This is a genomic window from Paenibacillus sp. Marseille-Q7038, from assembly GCF_965111595.1.
In genome coordinates this window covers 2,938,444-2,963,917 of the sequence record NZ_CBCOOM010000001.1, presented here as the reverse complement: position 1 = coordinate 2,963,917, position 25,474 = coordinate 2,938,444, and the positions used below count along the sequence as shown (strand labels likewise).

Below are 25,474 nucleotides of genomic sequence, written 5' to 3'. Positions count from 1 at the left end.
AAAGAGACTTTTTTAGAGCACCGCCGTTACTTGCGTTTGTAACAAGTTTGGAATAGCGAGCCAAATATCCGGTTTTTACTTTAGGCTCAAACTCTGTCCATTCTTCCGCACGACGACGTTCCATTTCTTCTTCACTAATAAGCAGTTCAATCTTACGATTGTTCAGGTCTAGTTCAATCAAATCCCCATCATGTACGAAAGCAATCGGTCCGCCTTCTGCGGCTTCAGGGGAAATATGTCCGATACTGATTCCTCTGGATGCGCCCGAGAAACGTCCGTCTGTAATCAGCCCCACTTTGGCACCCAATCCCATCCCTACAATCTGGGAGGTAGGAGCGAGCATTTCCGGCATACCCGGTCCGCCTTTTGGCCCCTCGTAACGGATAACTACTACGTTTCCTTCGGTTACTTTTCCGTTTGCAATGCCTTCGAGTGCTTCTTCTTGGGAGTTAAAGCAGATCGCAGGACCTTTATGATATCCGCCAACAGAAGGATCTACTGCCCCGACTTTAATGATGGAACCTTCAGGTGCTAGATTACCAAAGAGTACAGCCAGTCCACCCCGTTCGGAGTGAGGATTATCCAAGGCATGAATAACGTTATGATCTTGAATTTCTACTCCTTCAACATTCTCACGAATGGTTTTCCCAGTAACGGTAATGCAATCTCCATGAATTGCACCTGGTTTTTTGAGAAGTTCGTTTAGAACGGCACTTACACCGCCCGCATTCTGAACATCTTCAATATGGTAATCCGAAGCAGGTGCCAATTTTGACAGATGAGGTACTCGATTCGCTACTTCATTAATACGGTCAATTGGATAGTCAATTCCTGCTTCATGAGCAAGAGCAAGCGTATGAAGTACCGTATTCGTGGAACCACCCATCGCCATATCCAGTGCAAACGCATTATCAATAGCTTCATGAGTTACGATATCGCGAGGTTTCAAATCCAGTTTGATCAGTTCCATCAATTGAGTTGCAGACTTGCGTACAAAATCACGACGTTCTGGCGAAACGGCAAGAATGGTACCGTTACCCGGTAGGGCAAGTCCCATCGCCTCAGCAAGACAGTTCATCGAGTTTGCTGTAAACATACCGGAACAAGATCCACAAGTAGGACAACCGAATTGTTCTAGTTCGAGCAGGCTTTGATCATCAATTTTACCTGCTTGGTAAGCACCTACTCCTTCAAATACAGAAGTAAGAGATAATGCACGGCCATTACTATCACGCCCTGCCTTCATGGGTCCGCCGCTGACGAAAATCGTTGGGATGTTCACACGAAGTGCACCCATCATCATGCCCGGTGTAATCTTGTCACAGTTAGGAATACATACCATACCGTCAAACCAGTGAGCAGAAACTACAGTTTCTACCGAATCCGCAATAATATCACGGCTTGGAAGCGAATAGCGCATCCCGATATGACCCATTGCAATCCCATCATCTACACCAATGGTATTGAATTCAAAAGGAACGCCGCCTGCTTCACGAATGGCATCTTTTACAATTTTCCCGAATTCCTGAAGATGAACATGTCCTGGTACGATATCGATATATGAATTACATACGGCAATAAACGGTTTACCGAAATCTTCCTCTTTTACTCCAGCTGCACGAAGCAAACTCCGATGCGGTGCTCGATCAAAACCTTTTTTAATCATGTCTGAACGCATTTTTTTCGGTGCCATGATGACTGTTTCCCCCCAGAATCAAAATGATTTGAATTACGCTTCGTTGTTCTGTAATGCTTTACCGCAAATAGGCTTTACCGTAAATAGAATATATAATTTGTATGAGTCTATCACAGTTTCCGGCATATTTCTACAAAATTAAGGGATCTTAGGTATACAAAAACAAAAAAGAGACCTGAATTTCCCAGTGAGCAAGACTCCATGACTTTACGACGAACTCGCATTTTCTTCTAAAAAGATTTGCTAGATTCGTTTTATGTGAGCAGATGATTTGTCATGTGAAATAAAAGTCTCTTTTATTTATCAAGTTTTTCATGTTTTTAAAATCAAGAATGCAAGATATCTTAACGAAGGCCCCCTTTGCGTCCAATCTCACGATAAAATGTACGGTCATGGGAGCGGGCCGTAGCTTGTCCACCTTTGCTTCCAATCTCTTGGTAGAAATCTGCATTATGGTTCTCCGATGTCGTGATTCCACCCTTTCTTCCTATATTTTCATAAAAAGATCGATCAAATTTTTTTGAAGTGGCTTCTCCGCCGAGCCGCCCAGCTTCTGCACGAGTCATTTTGGGACGGTTGGTTTTCGAATTTGGCATTTGGACTCTCTCCTTTATCATTATTATCATCTAATTACCACAGCTGAATTGCGGTGAAACGAAGAAAATCAATGGCTGTAAAAAAATGTTGTTAAGTATATTATTTTAACAATTTTATAATTGACAACGGTTTCAATGCAGATGACAATGGAGTTAATGAACCTTAATGGAAGTTTATGAACCGAAACGGAAATTATCAAAAGCAAAAACGCCTCCGTTTTTGTGATGAAAAGGTGGGATATCAGGAAAATGCAAATTACATCCGTTCAGCCCGAAGTGGTTACTTTTGGGGAAAGCATGGGGTTGTTCACCGCGCAAGATACCAGGGGACTCGAGTACGCTTCAACCTTGCATAAATCTTTTGGCGGAGCAGAGAGCAATGTAGCCATTGGTCTTGCTCGTCTGGGACACCGAAGTGGATGGTGTGGATGGCTTGGTAATGATCCTCTAGGTCAGATGATCATGAAGTCGATTCGCGGGGAAGGAGTCGATGTATCCCGAGCGAAGTTGAAGGAAGAGATGGCAACAGGGCTTATGATTCGAGAAAATCTCCCGGGCAAGTCTTCGGTGCATTATTATAGGAAGCTGTCTGCAGCAAGCTACATGACACCATCAGCACTCGACAGGGATTATATTGCCCGTGCCAAAATACTTCATGTCACCGGGATTACAGCTGCTATTAGTCCATCCAGCTTAAAGACGGTGCAGGAAGCGATCCAGATCGCTAAAGATTCTGGTGTGAAAGTGAGTTTTGACCCTAATGTAAGGTTGAAGTTATGGACAATTGATGAGGCTAGACCTGTTCTTCTGTCTCTAGCCGAGCAGGCAGATTATTTTCTGCCGGGTCTTGATGAATTGAAACTTTTATATGATGAGGAAAATACGGAACGAATTTTCGAGAAGTTATCGACTTTGCAAGCAGTGTCCATCGTAAAAGGCGGCCCCGATCTTACCTATGTGCTGGGTGACGGCAAAATAGATCAGGTTCCTTATGTCAAAGCAGAGCAGGTACTTGATACTGTAGGGGCGGGAGATGGATTTTGCGCTGGTTTCCTTGCTGGTTTATTACAAGGGAAGACACCTTTAGAGGCAACGAAACTCGGAAGTTTAATTGGAAGCATGGTTATTCAGGCGGTAGGAGACTGGGAAGCGCTCCCGACACATGCTCAAGTAGAAGCTGCCCTGAACAATATTCAGCATATTGAACGATAGTATGGGGTCTTCGGTCTAACGAATTTACCTTTTGAAATCGTAGAACAAATCATACATAATATAAGGAGTTGTGAGGACGATGAAAAAACTGCAGTTAATCCAAAAAATCGTGGAACATGGTGTCGTAGCTGTCTTACGTGCAGATTCTGCAAAGCAGGTAGTTGAAATGGCAGAGCAAGCGATTGCGGGAGGGATTAAAGTAATTGAGATTACCTTGACCGTACCGGGTGCTTTGCAGGCTATCGAAAAACTAAGTAAAACTTACAGCTGGGATACAGCAGATGAAGAGCGTTTTGCGATCATCGGAGCGGGGACGGTGCTTGAACCTCAGACAGCAAGAGCTGCTATTATGGCAGGTTCCGCTTTTATTGTAGGACCTTCTCTAAATCCGGACACGGTAAGATTGTGTAATTTATACCGAGTGCCTGTGATGCCAGGGGTGATGACGATTGCTGAAGTTCAAGCTGCGCTTGAACTGGGTGTAGATGTAGTCAAACTCTTTCCAGGCAACGTATACGATCCATCCATCATCAAAACGATGAAAGGTCCGCTTCCGCAGGCTAATTTTATGCCTACGGGCGGTGTGTCCTTGGATAATCTAGGTGATTGGATTAAGGGCGGAGCTGTTGCAGTAGGAATTGGCTCTGATCTAACACAGCAAGCAGTAAAAACAGGGGATATGACTTACGTGAAGCGAAAGGCTGAAGAGTATATCGACGCTTACCGAAAAGCGATCCTCGAGAAATAAGAAAAGAAAAGGTGACCGAGTTGAACAGCAGCAAGACAAAACAACATCGAAAATTAAAAATAACAATTTGGAGCATTATCATATTAGTAGTGCTTGTTATTGGAGGTATGTGGGCTTATCTATCCATGAATACCCTTGAACCGCTGGAGAAAGCTCAAGCTGCAATGCAGTCTACAGAGCAAGTTGAAGTGATAGATCAGAAGAATTGGATCGAATTTCAACCTAAACAACCACAGGGTGTGAGTGTGATTTTTTATCAAGGAGCCTTTGTTGAAGAAGCAAGTTATGCTCCTTTAGCTCAGTTGCTTGCAGAAGGCGGCCATCCCGTGTATGTCATGAAAATGCCAGCTAATCTGTCGGTGGCTGGAGGAAATTCAGCTAGTAAAGTAATAGAAGCGTATCCTGATGAAACGTTTGTGATTGGTGGACATTCACTTGGCGGAGCTATGGCTGCAAGGTTTGCAGCTGGTCATGCGGATGATCTTGCAGGCATGTTTTTATTAGGTGCTTATGCAGATGAAAAAGGAGATGTGAGTGATACATCGCTTTCTGTCATCAGTATTATTGGGGAGAAAGATGATGTAGTAAATCGTGAGAATGTAAAGGTAGGCAGAGACTATCTTCCGCAAGATACTATCTATTACAATCTGCCTGGAGGAAATCATGCGCAGTATGGTGACTATGGTCTGCAAAAAGGGGACGGCACCGCTGATATCACGATGGAAGAACAGCTAACCTTAACTGCTGATTCTCTTCTTTCTTGGATGGATCAGATAGAATCCACAAAGTAAGGTAGTAATCTATAGAAATGATAACTCATTCTGATCGGGTATCCGGTCAGAATTTTTTTTACATAAGCTGTTGTATGATAAGGCGACGATTGTTTAATTATGGAATAGGAGAGGGGAGGATTTGGAGATGGCTTTACTGAAAACAGAAAAAGCAGAGGCATATGTCTCTGGGATTTTGTTTGATAAAGATGGAACTTTGCTTGATTTAAATAAACTTTGGACGCCATGGGCCACATCTGTACTGGATCAATTAGAGAAGAAGCTTGCTTCATTAGGACATTCTTTTACAGGGCATAGAGATCAGGTACTGGGCACGCAGTATGACAATAGTGGTAGAGTCATTGGTTACGATGTACAAGGGCCGTTTGCCATTGCTACCGTAAGTGAATCTACGGCAGTACTTGCCTGGCAGCTGTACGCAGCAGGAATGCCATGGAATGATGCAATTACCTATGTACGAATGATCAGCAGGCAGGCGATGAGTAAAGTAAAGCAGGAGCATGCTCATCCCACACGGGGATTAATCCCTTTTCTCATCAAATGCCGGGAAAAAGGGCTGAGACTCGGCGTGGTGACCGCTGACTCAACAGATACTGCTGAGCTTCATTTGAGATGGCTCGGGATATTAGATTATTTTGATGTTATAATCGGATATGATCAGGTAAAGAACAGTAAGCCTCATCCAGAAAGTGTTCATGTTGCCTGCGCCAAGCTCGGTTTATCTCCGCAAGATTGTGCCGTCATTGGTGACAGTAATGGTGATATGCAGATGGCTAAAAGTGCAGAATCAGCACTTGCTGTTGGTTTCATACAATCGCATGATCCGTTTTATTTACATGATGCGGATACAGTGATTACGAGTTATACCCAAATATCGCTTGAATAGACCTTTTATGAAATGGAGTGCACTTTCATGATGGAACCCGTTGAACAATTAACAACCTGGATAAAGCAAAGTTCCAAAATCGTTTTTTTTGGCGGCGCAGGTACTTCCACGGAAAGTGGTATTCCTGATTTTCGCTCTGCGGCTGGTATTTATCAAACGGAACAGCATTCTCCGTACTCACCGGAAGAACTATTAAGTATCGATTTTTTTAAACTGCACCCTGATATCTTCTATGATTTCTACCGTAATAAGATGCTGCACCCGGATGCCATACCAAGCGGAGCACACCGTCTGCTGGCTCGTCTTGAAAAAGAAGGGAAGATGACGGCTGTCATTACCCAGAATATTGATGGACTTCATCAAGCAGCAGGCAGTAAAATTGTACATGAATTACACGGTTCCGTTCATCGTAACTACTGTATGGACTGCTCTAAATTTTATCATTTGAACTATATCCTGCAATCAGGGAGCGGAGTGCCGTACTGTGAAAAATGTGGCGGCATCGTAAAACCGGATGTCGTGCTCTACGGAGAATCGCTCGATCAAGGTACGCTGTATCATGCCGTTGATGCCTTGTCAGAGGCAGACTTGCTTATCATTGGTGGTACTTCGCTCACCGTGCAGCCTGCTGCACAGCTCGTGACGTATTTTCAAGGAAAGCACATCGCACTCCTAAACGCTACGCCTACACCGTACGATAACAAAGCAGATCTTCTCATTTCGGATCCGATTGGTAACGTGATGGATCAAGTAAATGCGTTGTTGTAGAGAAAGGTTACAATACAGCCTGTCTTGAATTATCAAGACGGGCTTTTATTTTTATTCTAGTTGTAAACGTTTTCTTGCGTAGAATGGAGGTAAGGTCTATCATAAACAGTAGAAATGAATGGTGTGGCATGAGGAATAGGGAGAGGATGAACAATAATGGTTTATATAGCGAATGAAGCAAGATATGAGACGATGACATATAATCGGCTGGGACGCTCAGGCTTGAAATTGCCTGCCATCTCACTTGGACTCTGGCACAACTTTGGTGGAATTAATAGTCTAGAGAACGGTCGTGAGATGATTCGTACCGCTTTTGATCTAGGGATTACTCATTTCGATTTAGCTAACAATTATGGACCTCCTCCTGGATCAGCAGAGGAGATGTTTGGCCAAGTACTTGCGAGTGACCTATTACCCTACCGAGATGAGCTTGTGATTTCTACGAAAGCGGGATATCACATGTGGGCAGGACCTTATGGAGAATGGGGTTCACGTAAATACTTAATATCAAGTCTTGATCAAAGCCTGAAACGAATGGGATTAGATTATGTAGACATTTTTTACTCTCATCGTTTTGACCCAGAGACTCCGCTTGAGGAAACGATGCAGGCACTAGACCATATTGTTCGTTCGGGAAAAGCCTTATATGTTGGGATTTCTAACTATTCTGCGGATCAGACCAAAGAAGCGGTTCGTATTCTAAATGGACTCGGAACACCGCTATTAATCCACCAGCCGAGATATTCAATGCTTGATCGCTGGATTGAAAATGGACTTCAGGATGTACTCGAGGAAAATGGAGTTGGAAGCATTGCTTTTTGTCCATTAGAACAAGGGGTTCTCACGAGTAAATATTTGAATGGAATTCCTGACAATTCAAGAGCAAAAAGTTCGTCTGTATTCTTAAACGAAAGTCAGATCACTCCTCAAACACTGCGTAAAGTACGCGCACTCAATCAGATTGCAGCTTCAAGAGGACAAAGTCTGGCACAGTTTGCTCTTGCGTGGGTACTTCGTGGTGGAAAAGTCACCTCTGCTCTGATCGGGGCGAGCCGCCCTGATCAGATTAAGGAGAATGTCGATGCGCTGCAAAATCTCGATTTTTCTCCCGAAGAACTAGAACGAATCGAGAATATTCTTCGAGACAATGAATCCTAGGGCAGTACTTATATAGACGAATGAACATGATAAATTAATAAAAAATCCTGCCTTGTGTGATCTCGGGGCAGGATTTTTTGAATGTTCAAGGGAATGATTTTTTGTCACCAGGCTGCTCTTGTACCTGTTTTCGATAGGCGGTTGGTGATTGTTTATAAAAACGCTTGAATTGTCTTGAAAAGTAAAGGGCATCCGGTAACCCGACCGAAGCAGAAACCTGTTCCACGGATAACTCGGGTCTCTCTCGCAGCAGTTGTCTTGATTTATCAATTCTTAGTTTGAGCAGATAGGTTACAGGAGATAATCCCGTTTCTTTTTTGAAAATACGAGAGAGGTAGGCCCGATTATATCCAAGACTCGAACACATTTGCTCTATAGAGATGGGATGAGCATACTGCGTCGACATGTACTGGATCATTTGCTTGACCGTTCCTCCGACTCTTGCATCCACAAGAGGCAATGCTGACTCTAAAAGAAGCCGTTCTTTAGCTAAAGCGAAAACAAGATACAAACATCCTAAGGAGGTAAGATGTGAACTCTCTTTTTTCTCGTAAAAGGCCTCCTGCATCATACCGAGGAGCTTCGAAAATTCCTCTTGTTCTCCTGCAGATGATACGGGTAAGTCTAAAGTGAATCCGGTATACTGCACTTGTTCATCGGCTTCTGTCCCTGTAAAAGCAATCCATCGATATCGCCAAGGTTCTTTCTCATCAGATACATAGCTTACGAGCTGAGAAGGATGAATAAGAAACAGATCCCCTTTTTTTAAATGGTAAGTGTGATGTTCCGTTTTATAAATCCCTTTTCCAGACTCAATGTAATGAAGAAGGTAGTAATCATAAATTTTAGGCCCAAGTGCATGACTTGGCTTGGTTTGACTTTCGCCTGCAAACAGAACGTGCAAAGAACTATTTTCGTAAGAAACTGGATTAGAAGCTATAGAATACGTATATGAAATTTCGTTTTGCGTCATGGGGATGGGCTCTCCCTTATGGATTTATCTAGTTATTGATATAAGGATTATACCATAAAAAACAGGGTGAACACGCCCTTAATACCAATGTTTTCCATACATATTTTTATTTGAAGGTCACATTTGTCCATATATAAAACACATCACTACATTACCATGTGTAACGCTTTCAAGTATACTAAACCTATAAATCAAAACAACTTATACAAGAGGTGATATACCCGTGAACGTGCAAAATCTTACAGCTTCTTTTATTAACCAGTACGGTAACAGCTCTTCTGACATTCGTGTATTTTATGCTCCGGGACGTGTAAATCTGATCGGTGAACATATTGATTATAACGGCGGTTATGTACTGCCAGCAGCACTTGAATTTGGTACAACTTTGCTCATTCGCGAGCGTGAAGATGATGAGATTCACTTCTTCTCTACCAATATTCCTTATACAGCAACTGTTAAGGTAGGAGAAATTGGTGCATCCAAGACAGATGAGTGGATCGATTATCCAGTCGGTGTCATGGTTGAACTGAAAAAAGCAGGAACTCCTGTAACCAGAGGATATGACCTGTTATTCCACGGCGAAATTCCAAATGGAGCAGGATTGTCTTCTTCCGCTTCGCTAGAAGTTCTTACTGGATTTGCACTGCTAACGATGGAAGGCGGTAAGATCGATACGGTAGAACTTTCCCTTCTTTCTCAGCGTGCAGAGAATCAGTATGTTGGCGTAAACAGCGGTATTATGGACCAGTTCGCGGTTGCAAACGGAGCGAAGGATCACGCGATTTTGCTCATGTGCGATACGCTGGAATACAAACATGTTCCTTTCCAAACGGGATCTTACAAACTCATTATCGGTAACACGAACAAACGCCGGGGATTGGTAGATTCCGCATATAACGAACGCCGCGAGCAATGTGACCGTTCTCTCTCGATTCTGAAAGAACATGTACCGTCACTCGAGTATCTTGCTGAGCTGAAGCCAGAACAATATGAAGAGCTCGAAGTACACCTCGGAGAACAAGTACTGAAGAACCGGACTAGACACGTTGTAGAAGAGAATGCGCGTGTACTAGCTTCTGTTGAAGCGCTAAGCGCAAACGACCTTACGACATTCGGTCAGCTGATGAACGCTTCGCATGACTCCCTTCGTGATTTGTATGAAGTAAGCTGTACAGAACTCGACGTCATGGTAGAAGAAGCACGGAAAATTCCGGGAACTCTCGGTGCTAGAATGACAGGTGCAGGATTTGGCGGATGTACGGTATCTCTTGTACATGAAGATGATGTAGAACGTTTTGTTAAAGAAGTAGGAACTGCATATAAAGAGCGTACAGGTCTTGAAGGCGAATTCTACGTATGCGGTGTTGGCGATGGAGTTAAAGAATGGGATGGGGAGGAATAAAAAATGGCGATTTTAGTTACAGGTGGAGCAGGATATATTGGATCTCATACGGTAGCGGCACTCCTTGAACGCGGAGAAGAAGTAGTTGTAGTGGATAACTTACAGACAGGGCACCGTGAAGCGGTACTTGGCGGAGCTTTTTACGAAGGTGACTTGCGAGACAAAGCATTTTTGGATCAAGTGTTTGCCGAGAATAAGATTGAAGCTGTCATCCATTTTGCAGCGAATTCACTGGTTGGTGAAAGCATGCAGAATCCGGCGAAATATTATGACAATAACGTATTTGGTACGTTGACTCTTCTGGAAGCAATGAATAATGCAGGGGTTAGCAAAATCGTATTCTCTTCCACCGCTGCTACCTACGGCGAGCCGGAAAAAGTACCGATTGAAGAAACAGATCGTACCGAACCTACAAATGTATATGGTGAGACGAAGCTCATGATGGAACGCATGATGTCTTGGTTTGATAAGGTACTCGGCATTAAGTATGTATCCCTTCGTTACTTTAATGCAGCAGGTGCTCATAAGGACGGAAAAATTGGGGAAGATCATCAACCGGAAAGCCATCTGATCCCATTGGTACTGCAAACTGCACTTGGACAGCGCAAACAAATCGCTATTTTTGGTGATGATTATGCGACAGAAGACGGTACTTGTATTCGTGACTACATCCATGTGAGCGATCTGGCAGATGCGCATTTACGGGCTGTAGATTATCTTCGCAAAGGCGAAGAAAGCAATGTATTTAACTTAGGAAATGGCACAGGATTCAGTGTAAAACAAGTGATCGAAACCGCAAAAAAAGTAACTGGCCTTGAAATTCCAGTGGTAATGGAACCACGCAGAGCAGGAGACCCGGCAGTTCTTGTAGCTTCTTCCGCAAAAGCTCGCTCTGTTCTTGGTTGGGAACCGAAGTATACAAATCTGGAAGACGTAATTGCAAGTGCATGGGGCTGGCATCAGTCTCATCCAGAAGGTTATAGTACGAACAACAAAGGAGAGTAAACTAATGTCTGAAATGAATATGAACGCCGGTGCAGAAACAACTCCAGAAATTTCACAGTCCTTACCAGCTGCAGAAGAAGCGCTTCATGCCATTGAAAGGCTGGTATTGTTTGCTCACAGACACACACTCATTGAAGATGCAGATGTAGACTACAGCCGTAATCAGCTGCTGAGCTTGTTTCAATTCGATGAGCCTTTTGCAGGAGAGGTAGATGAGTCCGAGCTTTCAGGACCGCAGCCTGTTCTCGATATTTTAATTGATTATGGTGCTCAGATTGGACTGATCGCAGAGAATACGGATACGTATCGTGATTTGCTTGATGCTCAGATTATGGGTCTTCTTATGGCCCGTCCATCTGAGGTGATTCGGGAGTTCCGCGAGAATGAGTCCAAATCAGGAATTCAGGCAGCTACGGACCGTTTCTACCAACTGTCCATAGACTCCAACTATATTCGGATGGAACGAGTTAAGAAGAATGTATACTGGAAACAGTCTACAGAGTATGGCGATATGGAGATTACAATCAATCTATCCAAGCCGGAAAAAAGTCCGAAAGAGATTGCAATGGCAAAACTTTTGCCGCCTCCTGTATATCCAAAATGTCAGTTATGCCGGGAGAATGTAGGATATCGGGGCCGGATTAACCATCCAGCTCGTCAGAATCTAAGAACGATTCCGCTAACTATAAATGAAGAAAAATGGTTGTTCCAGTACTCCCCGTATGTGTATTATAACGAACACTGCATCGTGTTCCATCATGATCACGTACCGATGAAACTGACTAAGGATACTCTTCGCCGTTTGCTTGGATTTGTTGATCAGTATCCGCATTATTTTATTGGATCCAATGCTGATCTTCCGATCGTTGGCGGAAGTATTCTTACGCACGATCACTTCCAGGGAGGACGTCATACATTCCCAATTCAGAAGGCTGTACAGGAAGCTGTATTTACGAGTGAAAAAGCTCCAGAAGTGAAGCTTAGTCTTGTGAAATGGCCAATGTCCGTACTTCGTCTGACGTCCGAAAGTCCGGATGCGCTTCTTGAAACAGGAAATGAGATTTACGAGGCGTGGAAGGAATACAGTGATGCTGCAGTTGATATCCTGTCACATACAGAGGGAAGTGGAGAACGGGTACCGCATAACACCGTAACTCCTATTGTTCGCCGTACAGAAGATGGACAGTATGAGATGGATTTAGTACTGCGTAATAACCGTACGAGCAGCGAGTATCCAGACGGAATCTTCCACCCGCATCCAGAGATGCACCATCTCAAAAAAGAAAATATCGGCCTAATCGAAGTTATGGGACTAGCTATTTTGCCAGGTCGTTTAAAAGAAGAACTCGATCTCATCGCAGACATGCTTGCAGGAGATCAAGAACTTAGACAACAAACCGTAACGAATGAACAATCTGCTCTCTATAAGCACAAAGCATGGATTGAAGAGCTTACAGATAAATATGGAACTTCCTTATCGAAGGAAGAAGCAGTGGGTAAAGTTCAAGAAGAAGCAGGTATCAAATTCGCGAAAATTCTTGAACATGCCGGTGTATTTAAACGGGATGAAGCAGGTAAAGCTGCATTCCGCCGTTTTGTACAACATGTTGGTTTCACAGAACTGAACTAACAATAAAGCACACCCTTGAGCGAGGGTGTGCTTTATTCTAATTTTACATTAAAATCTAGTAATCTTTCGTTTTGGTTCGTCTATTGATTTGTTTTACTATACTCTGGCACTTATAATGAGAGAACGTCATTAAAATATAGGCGCTATTCTTTCAAACCAATCTGGAGGCGATTCTCACGATGAGATCATTTCAATTTTATAATCCAACCCGTCTAATTTTCGGGAAAGGACAGCTAGAAGCTTTAAAAACAGAAGTTCCGAAATACGGTAAAAAAGTTCTGCTTGTATATGGCGGAGGAAGTATAAAGCGTAACGGTCTCTATGATCGGGTCCTTTCATTTCTTAACGAAATTGGGGCAGAAGTACATGAATTGTCTGGTGTGGAACCAAACCCGCGCCTGTCTACTGTTCATCAAGGAGTAGAGATTTGTAAAACGAAAGGAATTGACTTAATTCTTGCGGTTGGCGGAGGCAGTGTAATTGACTGTTCAAAAGCGATCGCAGCAGGCGCGAAGTACGATGGAGATATGTGGGACTTCTGCAAACGTGAAGCAATGCCTCAAGATGCTTTGCCACTGGCAACGGTGCTGACAATGGCTGCAACAGGTTCAGAAATGAACAGCGGGTCTGTTATTACAAACCAGGATACTCAGGAAAAACTGGGCTGGGGAAGTCCATTCGTCTTCCCAGTATTCTCCATCCTTGATCCAGAACATACGTACTCTGTACCTCTAGATCAAACGGTATATGGAATGGTTGATATGATGTCTCATGTACTGGAGCATTACTTCCATTTGGATCCAAACACTCCGGTTCAGCTTGGATTCTGTGAGACGCTGCTTCGTACAGTGATGGAAGCTGCGCCAAAACTGATCAATGATCTTGAAAACTATGAACTTCGCGAAACGATTCTATACTGTGGAACGATGGCTCTAAACAGTATGGTAAGTATGGGACTTGCAGGTGACTGGGCGACCCACAACATCGAGCATGCGGTATCTGCTGTATATGATATCCCTCATGGTGGTGGACTTGCGATCTTGTTCCCGAACTGGATGAAACATAACCTTCATGTAGATGTAGCTCGATTCAAACGTTTAGCTATTAATGTATTTGAAGTGAATCCAGAAGGCAAAAGCGATGAGCAAATTGCCCTCGAAGGGATTGAAGCACTTCGTGCATTCTGGACTTCCATTGGAGCGCCAAGCCGCTTAGCTGATTATGATATTGACGACAGTCAAATTGATGCAATGGCAGATAAAGCTATGGTGTTCGGACCATTTGGTAATTTCAATAAGTTACAACGTGAAGATGTTGTGGCGATCTACAAAGCTTCATTGTAATTAGTACTTGTATATATAATAGGTATAACCAAAAGCCCTTTGCAGGTGTTTACTCTGCGAAGGGCTTTTTTTTATTCGTTTTCCCTTGGTTTCAAAATATTGAAACATTTTCCTAATTCATACGTATTAATTTACATGTGCAAAGGAGACGAGAGGGGGTGGAACATGGAAACTTTATACTGGTCTTGTCTGATTGGAGGAGCGCTTTTCGCAGTGATCGGCGTTATATTTGGAGATTTGCTGGATGGCTTGCTTGAAGGGGTTGCTGAACTGCCGGGGTTTGAATTTTTGAATACAACGGTCATTGCAAGTGTGATTACCATCTTTGGTGGAGCAGGAATCATGCTCTCCAAGTACACAGAGCTTGATACTGCAGGGCATCTTTTTCTTTCTTTGCTCATTGGACTGCTAGGCGGCGTACTTGTATTTTTTGCCTACATAAAGCCAGCACGGAATAGTGAGATGTCGACAGGGTTTTCCATAAGAGAGCTGACAGGCAAGATGGGTGAAATTACAATTCCTGTTCCAGAAAAGGGGTATGGAGAGGTCATGATTAAGCTGGTGAGCGGAAATACGGTACATACCGCAACTAGTTTTGAAGCCAAACCTATTCTTGCCGGAACCCAAGTCGTTGTTGTCGATGTTGCTGATGGCGTTCTTCAAGTGGCTGAACTGGATTATTAAAATGGATATGTATAAGGAGAGATGAGTGTGTCAGATGTGTTTATAATTCCCGCTATTGTTGTAGGTGTGATTCTTGTATTGGGTATTGCTTTTTGGGCGAGGTACAAAACAGTGGGTCCGGATGAGGCTATGATCGTAACAGGTTCTTTTTTAGGAAACAAATATATCTCAGATGATGACAGCGGACGAAAAATTAAAATTGTTCGAGGTGGCGGTACGTTCGTATGGCCGATATTCCAGCAATCCGAATTTATCTCTTTATTATCTCACAAACTTGATGTAACGACTCCAGAAGTATATACAGAGCAAGGAGTTCCTGTTATTGCTGATGGCGTAGCTATTATCAAAGTAGGAAGTTCCATTGAAGATGTAGCAACTGCAGCAGAGCAGTTCATTGGAAAACCGGTAGAAGCCCTAAGAGGTGAGGCGCAAGAAGTACTTGAAGGACATCTGCGAGCCATTCTAGGAACGATGACCGTAGAAGAAGTGTACCGTAACCGGGACCGTTTTGCTCAAGAAGTGCAAGGGGTAGCGGCAAGAGACCTCAAGAAAATGGGTCTAAGCATTGTATCATTTACGATTAAAGATGTACGTGACAAACATGGTTACCTGGATGCTCTAGGTAAACCGCGTATTGCTATGGTGAAAAGGGATGCTGAAATTGCCGAAGCTGAAGCAGTGCGGGATGCAAGAATACAAAAAGCCAATGCTGAAGAGCAGGGGCAAAAAGCAGAACTTTTAAGGGATACAAACATTGCAGAAGCTGCTAAAGAAAAAGAATTGAAAGTCGCTTCCTTTAAGAAAGATCAAGATACAGCAAAAGCAGAAGCGGATCAGGCTTATCATATCCAAGAAGCACGTGCAAAACAGACGATGGTTGAAGAACAAATGAAAGTTGAACTCGTACGTAAAGAACGTGAAATTGACTTGCAAGCAAAAGAAATTATGGTTCGTGAAAAACAATACGATGCAGAAGTGAAGAAAAAGGCCGAAGCTGATCGTTATGCGGTTGAACAGGCAGCGGAAGCGGATAAAGCAAAAAGAATGCGTGAAGCAGATGCTGTGCAGTATTCTATCGAAACTCAGGCAAAGGCTACATCAGAACAAAAAAGACTCGAAGGTCAAGCGATGGCGGATGCAGAACTCGCAAAAGGTACAGCAGATGCAGAAGTTATTCGTCTGCGTGGTTTAGCTGAAGCCGAAGCAAAAGAAAAATTGGCCGAAGCCTTCCAAAAATTTGGAGAAGCTGCGGTACTCGATATTATCGTGAAAATGCTGCCTGAACTTGCCGGTAAAATTGCTGAGCCAATCTCTTCCATTGATAAGTTAACCGTCGTAGATACAGGTAAAGGTGAAGGTGCTGCGCGCGTAAGTAATTATGTGACAGAACTGATGGCCACTGCACCAGAAATGCTTAAGAGTGTATCCGGTATCGATGTAGAGCAACTTATCCAAGGTTTTACCAAAAAACTAAGTAAAGAAGAGCCGGCAGCTATAGAGCAAATCAACATTCCTGCTGAAGTTGCAGCGACCAAAGATTCTATTTAAACAATTACCTGTTTGATTAGCCTTGTTTAATAAGATCTACATTTGACCTCTGCCTCATAATTTGTTACTTTTAGCAGTATGCCTTATCTAAATTTACTACGCGGATGTTACAAGAATTATGGGGCAAAAGAGGTGCAAAAGTGAACCTGAAAGTGGCAAAAGTGCTGAACAATAACGTTATTATTGGAACCCATCCAGAACACGAGGAAGTTGTTGTTATCGGTAAGGGGATTGGTTTTCATCGAAAGTCTGGAGATATCATCCCGCTTCAAACGGTAGAGAAGATGTTTATCTTAACCAATCAGGAAGAACAAGAGCAGTACAAACAACTCATTCCGCGAGTGAGTGAAAAACTAATTGAAACGATAAATGATATTATTTTATATATAACAAGTGAAAGCAATGTTCAGTTGAATGAACATATTCACATTGCCCTTACGGATCATATTGCATTTGCAATGAAACGGATGGAACAAGGTATTGTAATGCACAATCCTTTTTTGTATGAGACTAAGGAGATATATCCGGTGGAATACCGCTTTGCTTCTTATGCCATAAATCTGATCAAGGAACGGCTTGGTGTAGATTTAGGAGAAGAAGAAGTAGGATTTGTCGCTCTCCATATCTATAGTGCAATGACGAATCAGAACCTAAGTGAAGTGCAGCAACATTCTAAATTAATTGCCGATCTTGTAGCGATCGTGGAAGATAAACTTGATTATCAAATTCCTAGGCAATCTTTAGATTATTCTAGGCTTGTCACCCATTTAAGGTTCGCAATTGAACGGATCAAGCGCGGAGAAGAAGTGGCTGAGGTTCAGAAACTGGATTCTTTGCTTAGTAAAGAATATCCAGAGATGTATTCACTTTCATGGACGTTAACCAAAGTTATGGAGAAACGTATGAAGCACGCGGTGTATGCAGCAGAAGTCAGCTATCTGGCGTTACATTTGCAGCGGTTATCACAAAAAAAAGAGCAGGAAACAAAAAAATGAATTTTTTTGTTGAAAAGGCTTGCACTCTTTTTTAGATGGTGCTATTATGTAGTCCTTGACAAGCTTAACAACTTAATACTTACAACGTGTTACTGATACGATCAGGCATGAGTTGAGAAAAGTATGATTGATGAAGACTATATTGGGGCAAGATAACCCATAGGTCGAACAAGAATACTCTATTAACTCATGCTTTTTTTCGTTTTCAATTAACACTATGTGGATTTTACAGAAGGAGTGACGAAAATGTTCAAAAAGCTTTTCGGCGTGTTGCAGCGTGTCGGTAAAGCGGTCATGCTTCCGGTTGCGATCTTGCCGGCTGCCGGTTTGCTTCTAGGGATTGGTAACTTGTTAGTCAATCCAGACTTTCTGCAATACGTACCTGTCCTTGAAGCACATTGGGTACAGGTGATTGCCAACGTTCTTATGAACTCAGGGCAAATCGTATTTGATAACCTATCCTTACTGTTTGCAGTTGGTGTTGCAGTAGGACTTGCTGGCGGAGACGGAGTTGCCGGACTCGCAGCGATTATTGGTTACCTCATCATGAATGTAACGATGGGTACCGTAATGGGTGTAAACAGTTATGTACTTTCCCTACAGGAACCTGCTTATGCTAGTGTACTGGGTATCCCTACGTTGCAAACCGGGGTTTTCGGGGGTATCATAATCGGGATCTTGGCTGCATCCATGTACAATAGGTTTTTCAAAATCGAACTTCCATCTTACTTAGGGTTCTTTGCAGGTAAGCGTTTTGTACCTATTGCTACAGCAGCATTTTCATTATTAATCGGATTGATCCTTACGCTCGTATGGCCACCGATTCAAAATGGACTAAACTTTGTGTCTCAGAGCATGATTAGTTCGAACGAGACACTGTCAGCATTTATTTTCGGTACCATCGAACGCTCGCTGATTCCTTTTGGTCTTCATCATATTTTCTATTCTCCATTCTGGTTTGAATTTGGAGAATATATCAACCAAGCAGGTGAAGTGGTTCGTGGTGACCAGCGTATATTCATGGCTCAACTTCGTGATGGAGTTGAATTCACAGCAGGTACGTTTACTACTGGTAAATATCCGTTCATGATGTTCGGACTTCCTGCAGCAGCGCTGGCGATCTATCACACAGCTAAACCAGAGAACAAAAAAGTTGTTGGTTCCCTGATGGTATCCGGTGCTCTTACCGCATTTCTAACAGGTATTACAGAACCACTTGAATTCTCTTTCTTGTTTGTTGCACCACTTTTGTTTGCAGTTCATGCTGTATTTGCTGGTCTATCCTTTATGGTAATGCAAATTCTAGGCGTTAAGATCGGGATGACATTCTCGGGCGGTTTAATTGACTACATCTTGTTTGGAGTTATTCCTAACCGTACGCCATGGTACCTTGTTATTGTCGTGGGTCTTGCATTTGCGGTAATATACTACTTCGGTTTCCGTTTTGTTATTACGAAATTTAATCTCAAAACACCAGGCCGTGAAGACAAAGTCATTGAAACAGGTTCGACAGGTGCAGGTTCTAAAGACGAATTGCCTCATCAAATCTTGAAAGCATTTGGCGGTTCGGATAATATTAAACACCTGGATGCATGTATCACCAGACTTCGTATTGAAGTTAAAGATAAATCGACAGTTGATAAGAATCGTCTGAAAGATTTAGGCGCTTCGGGTGTTCTTGAAGTGGGTAATAATGTACAAGCTATTTTCGGTACACGTTCAGACACAATCAAGTCGCAAATGAAAGATATTATGGATGGCCGTATTCCTGCGGCACCGGAAGTTGATCCAGAACCAGAGGTAGAACAAGCTCAAGGTGAGTCTGGTGAAGCAATTATTCCTGAGCAAATTGTAATGCCTGCAAATGGTGAACTTCTGGATATTACGCAAGTGCCGGACCCTGTTTTCTCTGAGAAAATGACAGGTGATGGTTTTGCCTTCCTGCCATATGAGAATACGATACATTCTCCGGTTAACGGAAAAGTGTTTAATGTATTCCCTAGTAAGCACGCGATCGGCATTTTGTCCGATGGTGGAAAAGAAGTGCTTGTTCATATTGGGGTTAACACCGTTAAACTTAAAGGACAAGGATTCAAAGTGTTGGTTGAAGAAGGCGATCTTGTATCCGCTGGTCAACCAATTATGGAAGTAGACGTGGAATATGTGAAAGCACATGCACCATCTATTATTTCCCCGGTAATTTTCTCTAATCTGCCTGAGGGTTCTGTGGTTAAGTTGGAAAAATCAGGGGTCCAAAAGGCTGGAGAAGAAAAAATTATCACAATTCATTAATAATTTTGAGGTTCACAACCATTAAAAAAAAGGTAATATGTATTACGTGGTTTTATGGTTGAAATGAAATCCAAACTAAAATAACAGAAAGTGGGATGAATTTATATGCAACAATCATTCAGAATTACAGACGAAGACGGTATCCATGCACGTCCAGCAACAGCGCTGGTAAACACAGCTAACAAATTCAAAGGTGCAGAATCTTTCGCAGAAGCAAAAGGTAAAAAAGTAACTTTGAAATCCATCTTGGGAGTACTTTCCCTTGGTCTTGAAAAAGGTGATGAAATCAGCATCATCGTTAACGGCGAAGGCGAAGCAGAAGCACTTCAAGCTTTGACTGATGTTATGGTTAACGAAGGGTTGGGCGAAATTAATGCCTAATGTTTCCGGGATTGCTGCTTCGGCTGGTATTGCCATTGCCCGAGCGTTTATCTTGGAGCACCCTGATTACTCTGTAGAGAAACGCTCGATTAACGACGTAGACGCAGAGATTGCTAAACTAGAGGCGGCTTTGGAGAAATCCAGAGCCGAGCTCGAAGCAATCAAAGAAAAAACGTTACAGGAACTTGGAGAGAAAAAAGCAGAGATCTTTGCATCTCATCTTTTGATCTTGGATGACCCTGAACTTATTGATCCAGTAAAATCCAAAATTGCTGATGAAAAAGTAAACGCTGAGTTTGCTTTGGATGAAACAGCAACCACATTTATTCAAATGTTTGAAAATATGAAGAGTGCTTATCTTCAAGAACGTGCTGCGGATATGCGGGACGTAACCAAACGTGTGCTTGGTCACTTGCTTGGTCTTACCGTTGTGAATCCAGCAGAGATTGATGAAGAAGTAATCGTTCTTGCTGAAGATTTAACTCCTTCGGATACAGCACAACTTAACCGTAAATATGTTCTTGGTTTTGCAACGAACATTGGCGGACGTACTTCTCACTCTGCGATTATGGCAAGATCCCTTGAAATTCCTGCAGTTGTAGGAACAAAAGACATTCTTACACAAGCTAAGAATGGCGATCTGATCATCGTAGACGGATTAGACGGACTAGTTCTTGTTAACCCGGACGATTCCGTGGTAGAAGAATATAAATCCAAACAAGCGGCTTATGCTGCTCAGGTTGAAGAGTGGAGAAAACTTCGCGATGAGCCGACTGTAACTGTTGATGGCGTTCATGTTGAGCTTGCTGCTAACATTGGAACTCCTAATGATGTAGCAGGTGTGCTTGATAACGGTGGAGAAGGCGTAGGATTGTATCGTACTGAGTTCCTCTATATGGGACGCGATAAGCTTCCTTCCGAGGATGTACAATACAACGCGTACAAAGCGGTTCTTGAAAAAATGGAAGGCAAACCGGTTGTTGTTCGTACACTCGATATCGGTGGCGATAAAGAACTTCCATACCTTGATCTTCCAAAAGAAATGAATCCTTTCCTTGGTTTCCGTGCAATTCGCCTCTGTCTGGATCGTCAGGATATCTTCCGTACGCAGCTACGCGCATTGCTGCGGGCAAGTGTCCATGGGAACCTCAAAATCATGTTCCCGATGATCGCAACGCTTGGTGAATTCCGTGAAGCAAAAGCAGTCCTTCTTGAAGAGAAGGAAAAGCTTGTGAAGGAAGGTATCGAAGTTGCGGATAAAATTGAACTCGGTATCATGGTTGAAATTCCTTCAACTGCGGTATTAGCGGATCAATTTGCTAAAGAAGTGGACTTCTTCAGTATCGGAACGAATGATCTGATTCAGTACACAATGGCAGCAGACCGCATGAATGAGCGTGTATCTTACTTGTATCAACCATATAACCCATCCATCCTTCGTTTGATCAAAATGGTCATTGATGCATCGCATCGTGAAGGTAAATGGACAGGAATGTGCGGTGAGATGGCAGGAGATACAACAGCTATTCCGCTTCTTCTCGGCCTCGGTCTTGATGAATTCAGTATGAGCGCAACTTCTATTCTTCCTGCTCGCAGTCAGCTAACTAAGCTGTCTCAAGCAGAAATGAAAGAACTTGCAGCAAAAGCGCTGGATATGCAAACCGCAGAACAAGTAGTTGAACTTGTTCGCAGTATCGGACAATAGTTTTCAAGACCTCTATCATTTTCCAATGTAATTTATAACTGCTTTTGCAGTAACTACGGTATTCGCTATATGCGGATACCGTTTTTTTATATTGAACCGTAAAGGGGTAAAGCATTGCTTCTTCATGAAGGGCAGGTTAGACTTTTAGTCAAAAGGATGAGGTGAATATTTCTTGAAGAGCATTATGATGAGGATAGGAATGATAATTGGCTTTTTTATCGTCATTATTGGAATCATGTTGTTACCGTACTTTAATGTAATCAATCCAGAATCCATCTATATATCGGAAAGCAAGGTATCAGAACAATCTATATCTTTAACAGGTGGAATTATAGATAGTGCCAGTCTGTATAAAGGTTACAAAGTAGATTACCGTGATCATGCCCTATATATACAAATTCAAGGGAATATACTCAGCCTTCAAAAATCTAGCGGTGACTTCCACCTCATCATCAAAAATAAATATAATGACCTACACAAAATATATATTCAGGGATCAGATGAAACAAATCTTGAGTTAGTGTGGGAGAAGAAGTAGCCCTAGATAGATTTAATAAAATGGTCATGCTGAATATATAAAAATGTTTATAGAAATAAGAATAGCGAAATAAGAATATCAAAAAAAGACCTTGCAGGGACTAGATCCTCAGTAAGGTCTTCTTGTATTTTATTTGGATTTACCGTAAAAGGAAAAGAACCACAAAGGGTCCTTCATTTTCACCAAACTGTGATATGAGTGTTGATTAAGGTACATGAATCGCTTGGATATGGTCCGTGTGCATCATTACGGATGTGCCTTCGGCTTCTACCAATTCAAGCAGGTTACCGTCTATTTTTTTTAGTAATCCAGCTCGGTACGGTTTAGCTCCCAGATTCAAAGTAACAAGTTGTCCTTCCAGTTTATGAAGCTGTTGATCTAGTGTTCGGGATAGCGATATAGCGGTAGGTTGCACGGGAAAATGTTCATGCCTCAGGGAGAATGGAGTAGTGTTAATCGGATAGGGTACGATATATTTTAGATGCTTTACAGAAATATAAACCGAGTGGTGAAGGGGAGAGAAAAATACAAAGTAATCATTCATAATCGCAGTGACGTATCCATGAATCGATTGATCGCCTAATGAGATTTCACTAAAGATTCCTCTTGAGTTCATTAGTATTTTACGATAAGAAATTTTACTATGATCAATGGCAGGATCAGCAGGCGTGTTGGCCGTCATATTACTTCTACGGGGAGCAAGTCTCATCTGCTGCAGGTGATGAATCGGAATATAAATATAACGGTTATTTTCATAGACGACAACAATATCATTTCCGATATCGATCATTTCTCCTTGAATCGGATTTTTACAACCCGAAAGTACGAATTCCGTTTGTTTACCTAACCAAGATGTGATCAGCTGCACGGTTTACCTCCTCTCAAAACAAAATTAATGTCCAAATATATAGGGAGACCAGGCTGATGATTAGTCCGATGGGTATCACAATAAACGTGACTTTCATATACTGTTTCCAAGAGATACGAATGTGGTGAGTTTTTAAAATATACATCCAGATCAGTGTTGCCAGGGTACCGATGGGTGTTAGCAGTGCTCCAATATCACTTCCTAAGATATTAGCCAGATAAGCTAGGTGAAGTTGATGGTCTGTTAAGCCGAGATCTGTAACTACAAAAGTTCCAATCATAACGGAAGGTAAATTGTTTACTAGATTGGATAGAAGGGTAAGCAAAATGCCGGAGGATACAATCAAAGCAGCATCTCCCATTTCAGCAATCGGCTTTAATAGATCAATTAACGATTCAGTGATACCAGCCCGATGCAGGCTATCCACAATTACATAGATACTGAATGCAAACAATAAGATATGCCAAGGTGTCTGTGTAAACACATCTCGCAGTCCTTGACGAGTACGGTAATATCTAACGGATAACAAGAGAACAACGCCAGTGATTGCAACGATCTCCATGGGGATACCTACGCTCTCGGCTAGAAAAAAACCTCCGCGAATGAAAACGACGATGCTGATGCAGACCCGGAATAACCACCAATCCACCTTTTCTCCTTCATCAGGTGGTGTCTGTAATGGATGATAGTTTGGAGAAGAGACCTGGTTAGGGAAATGATGAATCTTTTTAGGGATATTTTTGCGGAAGTAATAATAGAGTAATAACATAATACTAATAATACCCAGCATGGAAGGGACAAACATCATGAGTGTGTAGGTGTTTAAGTCGAGTCCCACCATTTTCAGAGCAATCAGATTTGCTAAATTACTTAACCCGATAGGAGCACTCGAAGCGGTTGCAATTAAAGCCCCAGAGAGTAGGTAAGGAAGCTTTTGATGCAATTTCAAACGAAGTATAGAGCAGATGCGGATGATAATGGGGGTTGTGATCAATATACTGCCATCATTGTTGAAAAATATGGTCATCAGGAAACAAAGTAAGATGGTAAGCCAAAATAATGTAACCCCGGACCCCTTTGCCTTATCGATTATGTTGATCGCAATCCAGCGAAAGAAACCGATACTGTCTAGGATAATGGACATGACGATGGTAGATAGAATGGTTACGGCAGCACCAGAGACAATACCGAAAATGTCAACAATGTGGGTATAATTGGTTACCCCAGTGATGATAAGAAGAAGGGCGCCCAAAGAGGTTGGAATAGATTCATTCATTCCGCGTGGACGCCACATTAAGAAGATCACAGTAGTGATGAATACACCAAAGGTCAGCCAAAGCTGATAATCAAGCATTCTATTGGGATTCACCTCCTAAGGGAAGAATTCCTTGTGTCAGCTGTATGGCTTTTTCTTCGGACGGCATATATCTCTTAGGAAGGACAATGAAGTATAGAGGTACGCCAGTTAAAATGATTGCGATAAATATCAACATGATGATTCCCCCCTTTAGTTTGATTGAAAATTGGTTTTTAATTTATCTCTTTATCTTATTTTGCTGTTTTCTTTGCATTGCGATTCCCTTGGGATTGAGCGCCCCGGGATTGTCTGCCAGCGGATTGGTTCCCTCTGGATTGATTGTTTCTCGCCCCGGATTGGTTCCCTCTCGATTGGTTATCATTCGATTTGTTATCTTTCGATTTATTGTCATTCGATTGGTTGTCCTTGGATTGATTATCTTTAGCTTGGTTATTATTTTCATTGTTTTCGTTATTGTGGCCGTGGACATGAACAGAGATTGTTTTAACATGATGAATGAAAACACGAACAATTTCATTGTTTTTCAATATGATAATCAATCGATTATGAGACACACTTACGAGTACCCCTTCTAATTTTTCAGGTCCTCCCTGATTGATCTGAACGCGTTTAAGACGTAAAGATTTTAGTACTCCATGAAAATCATTGGATTGGATAAGCTTCTGTTTTGGTCCTTTTTCACGGTGGGAATGTCCTGCTTCGGTTACACTTTTAACATGGGATTCATTCACATAAATGAAGCCTTCTTTGTTACGTACAACCATATAGTCGGAACTGATCTTTACTAATGTTCCTTCAAATGATTCCGGTCCACCTCGGTTAATCTTCACTACTTTACCTATTAAACCTCTCATGCTTTGTCCCTTTTTATTCATTATTTATTTCCCCTTCCTCTTACTTAAAATTTGATAGATTAGAAGAATCAATTTCAGAAATG

The 25,474-nt window shown here is 42.3% G+C and carries 23 protein-coding genes and 1 pseudogene; 17 read left to right on the top strand and 7 right to left on the bottom strand.

Annotation, left to right across the window (positions count from 1 at the left end):
• Positions 1-10: 10 nt before the first annotated feature.
• Positions 11-1,693, bottom strand: a pseudogene (gene ilvD / locus ACWPWY_RS14030) (dihydroxy-acid dehydratase); the annotation flags it as partial.
• A 347-nt stretch (positions 1,694-2,040) separates the two neighbouring features.
• Positions 2,041-2,292, bottom strand: coding sequence for a general stress protein (locus ACWPWY_RS14025; RefSeq protein ID WP_332085116.1), 252 nt, complete (start codon positions 2,290-2,292; stop codon positions 2,041-2,043).
• Positions 2,293-2,541: 249 nt separating this feature from the next.
• Between ACWPWY_RS14025 and ACWPWY_RS14020 the strand changes: the two genes are divergently transcribed.
• From ACWPWY_RS14020 to mgrA, 6 genes are all read left to right on the top strand, one after another.
• Complete coding sequence (locus ACWPWY_RS14020; RefSeq protein ID WP_454192240.1) at positions 2,542-3,504, top strand: sugar kinase; 963 nt, start codon at positions 2,542-2,544, stop codon at positions 3,502-3,504.
• A 79-nt stretch (positions 3,505-3,583) separates the two neighbouring features.
• The gene (locus ACWPWY_RS14015) at positions 3,584-4,252 is read left to right on the top strand and encodes a bifunctional 2-keto-4-hydroxyglutarate aldolase/2-keto-3-deoxy-6-phosphogluconate aldolase (RefSeq protein WP_454192239.1); all 669 of its coding nucleotides are present in this window, start codon (positions 3,584-3,586) and stop codon (positions 4,250-4,252) included.
• Positions 4,253-4,272: 20 nt separating this feature from the next.
• Positions 4,273-5,043: an alpha/beta hydrolase gene (locus tag ACWPWY_RS14010; RefSeq protein ID WP_454192238.1), complete on the top strand. Its 771-nt coding sequence runs from the start codon at positions 4,273-4,275 to the stop codon at positions 5,041-5,043.
• A gap of 127 nt (positions 5,044-5,170) precedes the next feature.
• Positions 5,171-5,929: an HAD family hydrolase gene (locus ACWPWY_RS14005; RefSeq protein ID WP_454192237.1), complete on the top strand. Its 759-nt coding sequence runs from the start codon at positions 5,171-5,173 to the stop codon at positions 5,927-5,929.
• Between the two features lie 30 nt (positions 5,930-5,959).
• Positions 5,960-6,697 carry an NAD-dependent protein deacylase gene (locus ACWPWY_RS14000; RefSeq protein ID WP_454192890.1) on the top strand — a complete coding sequence of 246 codons (738 nt, stop codon included), beginning with the start codon at positions 5,960-5,962 and terminating at the stop codon, positions 6,695-6,697.
• Between the two features lie 156 nt (positions 6,698-6,853).
• The gene (gene mgrA / locus ACWPWY_RS13995; protein ID WP_454192236.1) at positions 6,854-7,855 is read left to right on the top strand and encodes an L-glyceraldehyde 3-phosphate reductase; all 1,002 of its coding nucleotides are present in this window, start codon (positions 6,854-6,856) and stop codon (positions 7,853-7,855) included.
• A gap of 85 nt (positions 7,856-7,940) precedes the next feature.
• Here mgrA and ACWPWY_RS13990 read toward each other — a convergent pair whose 3' ends face one another.
• Positions 7,941-8,828, bottom strand: a complete 888-nt coding sequence (locus ACWPWY_RS13990) for an AraC family ligand binding domain-containing protein (protein ID WP_454192235.1) — start codon at positions 8,826-8,828, stop codon at positions 7,941-7,943.
• Between the two features lie 223 nt (positions 8,829-9,051).
• Between ACWPWY_RS13990 and ACWPWY_RS13985 the strand changes: the two genes are divergently transcribed.
• The 11 genes from ACWPWY_RS13985 (at position 9,052) to ACWPWY_RS13935 (ending at position 22,351) form a co-directional block, all read left to right on the top strand.
• Entirely contained in the window at positions 9,052-10,230 is a 1,179-nt protein-coding gene (locus ACWPWY_RS13985; protein ID WP_454192234.1) for a galactokinase, read from the top strand.
• Positions 10,231-10,233: 3 nt separating this feature from the next.
• The gene (gene galE, locus ACWPWY_RS13980) at positions 10,234-11,235 is read left to right on the top strand and encodes a UDP-glucose 4-epimerase GalE (RefSeq protein ID WP_213534292.1); all 1,002 of its coding nucleotides are present in this window, start codon (positions 10,234-10,236) and stop codon (positions 11,233-11,235) included.
• Positions 11,236-11,248: 13 nt separating this feature from the next.
• Positions 11,249-12,865, top strand: coding sequence for a UDP-glucose--hexose-1-phosphate uridylyltransferase (locus ACWPWY_RS13975; protein WP_454192889.1), 1,617 nt, complete (start codon positions 11,249-11,251; stop codon positions 12,863-12,865).
• A 179-nt stretch (positions 12,866-13,044) separates the two neighbouring features.
• Positions 13,045-14,208 (top strand): iron-containing alcohol dehydrogenase, encoded by a 1,164-nt coding sequence (locus ACWPWY_RS13970; RefSeq protein ID WP_454192233.1) that lies wholly within the window; start codon positions 13,045-13,047, stop codon positions 14,206-14,208.
• A 165-nt stretch (positions 14,209-14,373) separates the two neighbouring features.
• The gene (locus ACWPWY_RS13965) at positions 14,374-14,892 is read left to right on the top strand and encodes a protease (RefSeq protein WP_454192232.1); all 519 of its coding nucleotides are present in this window, start codon (positions 14,374-14,376) and stop codon (positions 14,890-14,892) included.
• Between the two features lie 27 nt (positions 14,893-14,919).
• Positions 14,920-16,440, top strand: a complete 1,521-nt coding sequence (locus ACWPWY_RS13960) for a flotillin family protein (protein ID WP_454192231.1) — start codon at positions 14,920-14,922, stop codon at positions 16,438-16,440.
• A 140-nt stretch (positions 16,441-16,580) separates the two neighbouring features.
• A complete protein-coding gene (gene glcT / locus ACWPWY_RS13955) occupies positions 16,581-17,435 on the top strand; it encodes a glucose PTS transporter transcription antiterminator GlcT (RefSeq protein WP_454192230.1) in 855 nt (284 codons plus the stop codon).
• Between the two features lie 246 nt (positions 17,436-17,681).
• Complete coding sequence (ptsG, locus tag ACWPWY_RS13950; RefSeq protein ID WP_454192229.1) at positions 17,682-19,727, top strand: glucose-specific PTS transporter subunit IIBC; 2,046 nt, start codon at positions 17,682-17,684, stop codon at positions 19,725-19,727.
• A 105-nt stretch (positions 19,728-19,832) separates the two neighbouring features.
• A complete protein-coding gene (locus tag ACWPWY_RS13945) occupies positions 19,833-20,108 on the top strand; it encodes an HPr family phosphocarrier protein (RefSeq protein ID WP_160034496.1) in 276 nt (91 codons plus the stop codon).
• Positions 20,101-21,813 (top strand): phosphoenolpyruvate--protein phosphotransferase, encoded by a 1,713-nt coding sequence (gene ptsP / locus ACWPWY_RS13940; protein ID WP_454192228.1) that lies wholly within the window; start codon positions 20,101-20,103, stop codon positions 21,811-21,813. The genes ACWPWY_RS13945 and ptsP overlap by 8 nt, the downstream gene beginning before the upstream one ends.
• Before the next feature lie 199 nt (positions 21,814-22,012).
• Positions 22,013-22,351: a hypothetical protein gene (locus tag ACWPWY_RS13935; RefSeq protein ID WP_454192227.1), complete on the top strand. Its 339-nt coding sequence runs from the start codon at positions 22,013-22,015 to the stop codon at positions 22,349-22,351.
• A gap of 205 nt (positions 22,352-22,556) precedes the next feature.
• Here the strand turns inward: ACWPWY_RS13935 and ACWPWY_RS13930 are convergent, their stop codons facing one another.
• The 4 genes from ACWPWY_RS13930 to ACWPWY_RS13915 are packed head-to-tail and all read right to left on the bottom strand — an operon-like array spanning position 22,557 to position 25,412.
• On the bottom strand, positions 22,557-23,219 hold the full coding sequence (locus tag ACWPWY_RS13930) for a DUF2642 domain-containing protein (protein ID WP_454192226.1): 663 nt from the start codon (positions 23,217-23,219) through the stop codon (positions 22,557-22,559).
• A 13-nt stretch (positions 23,220-23,232) separates the two neighbouring features.
• Positions 23,233-24,573, bottom strand: coding sequence for an arsenic transporter (locus ACWPWY_RS13925; protein WP_454192225.1), 1,341 nt, complete (start codon positions 24,571-24,573; stop codon positions 23,233-23,235).
• A 1-nt stretch (position 24,574) separates the two neighbouring features.
• Positions 24,575-24,712 (bottom strand): hypothetical protein, encoded by a 138-nt coding sequence (locus ACWPWY_RS13920; protein WP_454192224.1) that lies wholly within the window; start codon positions 24,710-24,712, stop codon positions 24,575-24,577.
• A 55-nt stretch (positions 24,713-24,767) separates the two neighbouring features.
• Complete coding sequence (locus ACWPWY_RS13915) at positions 24,768-25,412, bottom strand: hypothetical protein (protein WP_454192223.1); 645 nt, start codon at positions 25,410-25,412, stop codon at positions 24,768-24,770.
• Positions 25,413-25,474: the final 62 nt, after the last annotated feature.

Excerpts from the sequence above, each read along its gene's own strand:
- ACWPWY_RS13970 (WP_454192233.1), top strand. The coding sequence starts at position 13,045 with ATGAGATCATTTCAATTTTATAATCCAACCCGTCTAATTTTCGGGAAA.
- ACWPWY_RS13915 (WP_454192223.1), bottom strand. The coding sequence starts at position 25,412 with ATGAATAAAAAGGGACAAAGCATGAGAGGTTTAATAGGTAAAGTAGTG.
- ACWPWY_RS14020 (WP_454192240.1), top strand. The coding sequence starts at position 2,542 with ATGCAAATTACATCCGTTCAGCCCGAAGTGGTTACTTTTGGGGAAAGC.
- ACWPWY_RS14025 (WP_332085116.1), bottom strand. The coding sequence starts at position 2,292 with ATGCCAAATTCGAAAACCAACCGTCCCAAAATGACTCGTGCAGAAGCT.
- ACWPWY_RS13935 (WP_454192227.1), top strand. The coding sequence starts at position 22,013 with ATGATAATTGGCTTTTTTATCGTCATTATTGGAATCATGTTGTTACCG.
- ACWPWY_RS13975 (WP_454192889.1), top strand. The coding sequence starts at position 11,249 with ATGAATATGAACGCCGGTGCAGAAACAACTCCAGAAATTTCACAGTCC.
- ptsP (WP_454192228.1), top strand. The coding sequence starts at position 20,101 with ATGCCTAATGTTTCCGGGATTGCTGCTTCGGCTGGTATTGCCATTGCC.
- ACWPWY_RS13945 (WP_160034496.1), top strand. The coding sequence starts at position 19,833 with ATGCAACAATCATTCAGAATTACAGACGAAGACGGTATCCATGCACGT.
- ACWPWY_RS14005 (WP_454192237.1), top strand. The coding sequence starts at position 5,171 with ATGGCTTTACTGAAAACAGAAAAAGCAGAGGCATATGTCTCTGGGATT.
- ACWPWY_RS13920 (WP_454192224.1), bottom strand. The coding sequence starts at position 24,712 with ATGTTGATATTTATCGCAATCATTTTAACTGGCGTACCTCTATACTTC.
- ACWPWY_RS13965 (WP_454192232.1), top strand. The coding sequence starts at position 14,374 with ATGGAAACTTTATACTGGTCTTGTCTGATTGGAGGAGCGCTTTTCGCA.
- ACWPWY_RS13990 (WP_454192235.1), bottom strand. The coding sequence starts at position 8,828 with ATGACGCAAAACGAAATTTCATATACGTATTCTATAGCTTCTAATCCA.
- mgrA (WP_454192236.1), top strand. The coding sequence starts at position 6,854 with ATGGTTTATATAGCGAATGAAGCAAGATATGAGACGATGACATATAAT.
- ACWPWY_RS14015 (WP_454192239.1), top strand. The coding sequence starts at position 3,584 with ATGAAAAAACTGCAGTTAATCCAAAAAATCGTGGAACATGGTGTCGTA.
- ptsG (WP_454192229.1), top strand. The coding sequence starts at position 17,682 with ATGTTCAAAAAGCTTTTCGGCGTGTTGCAGCGTGTCGGTAAAGCGGTC.
- ACWPWY_RS14000 (WP_454192890.1), top strand. The coding sequence starts at position 5,960 with ATGGAACCCGTTGAACAATTAACAACCTGGATAAAGCAAAGTTCCAAA.
- galE (WP_213534292.1), top strand. The coding sequence starts at position 10,234 with ATGGCGATTTTAGTTACAGGTGGAGCAGGATATATTGGATCTCATACG.
- ACWPWY_RS13925 (WP_454192225.1), bottom strand. The coding sequence starts at position 24,573 with ATGCTTGATTATCAGCTTTGGCTGACCTTTGGTGTATTCATCACTACT.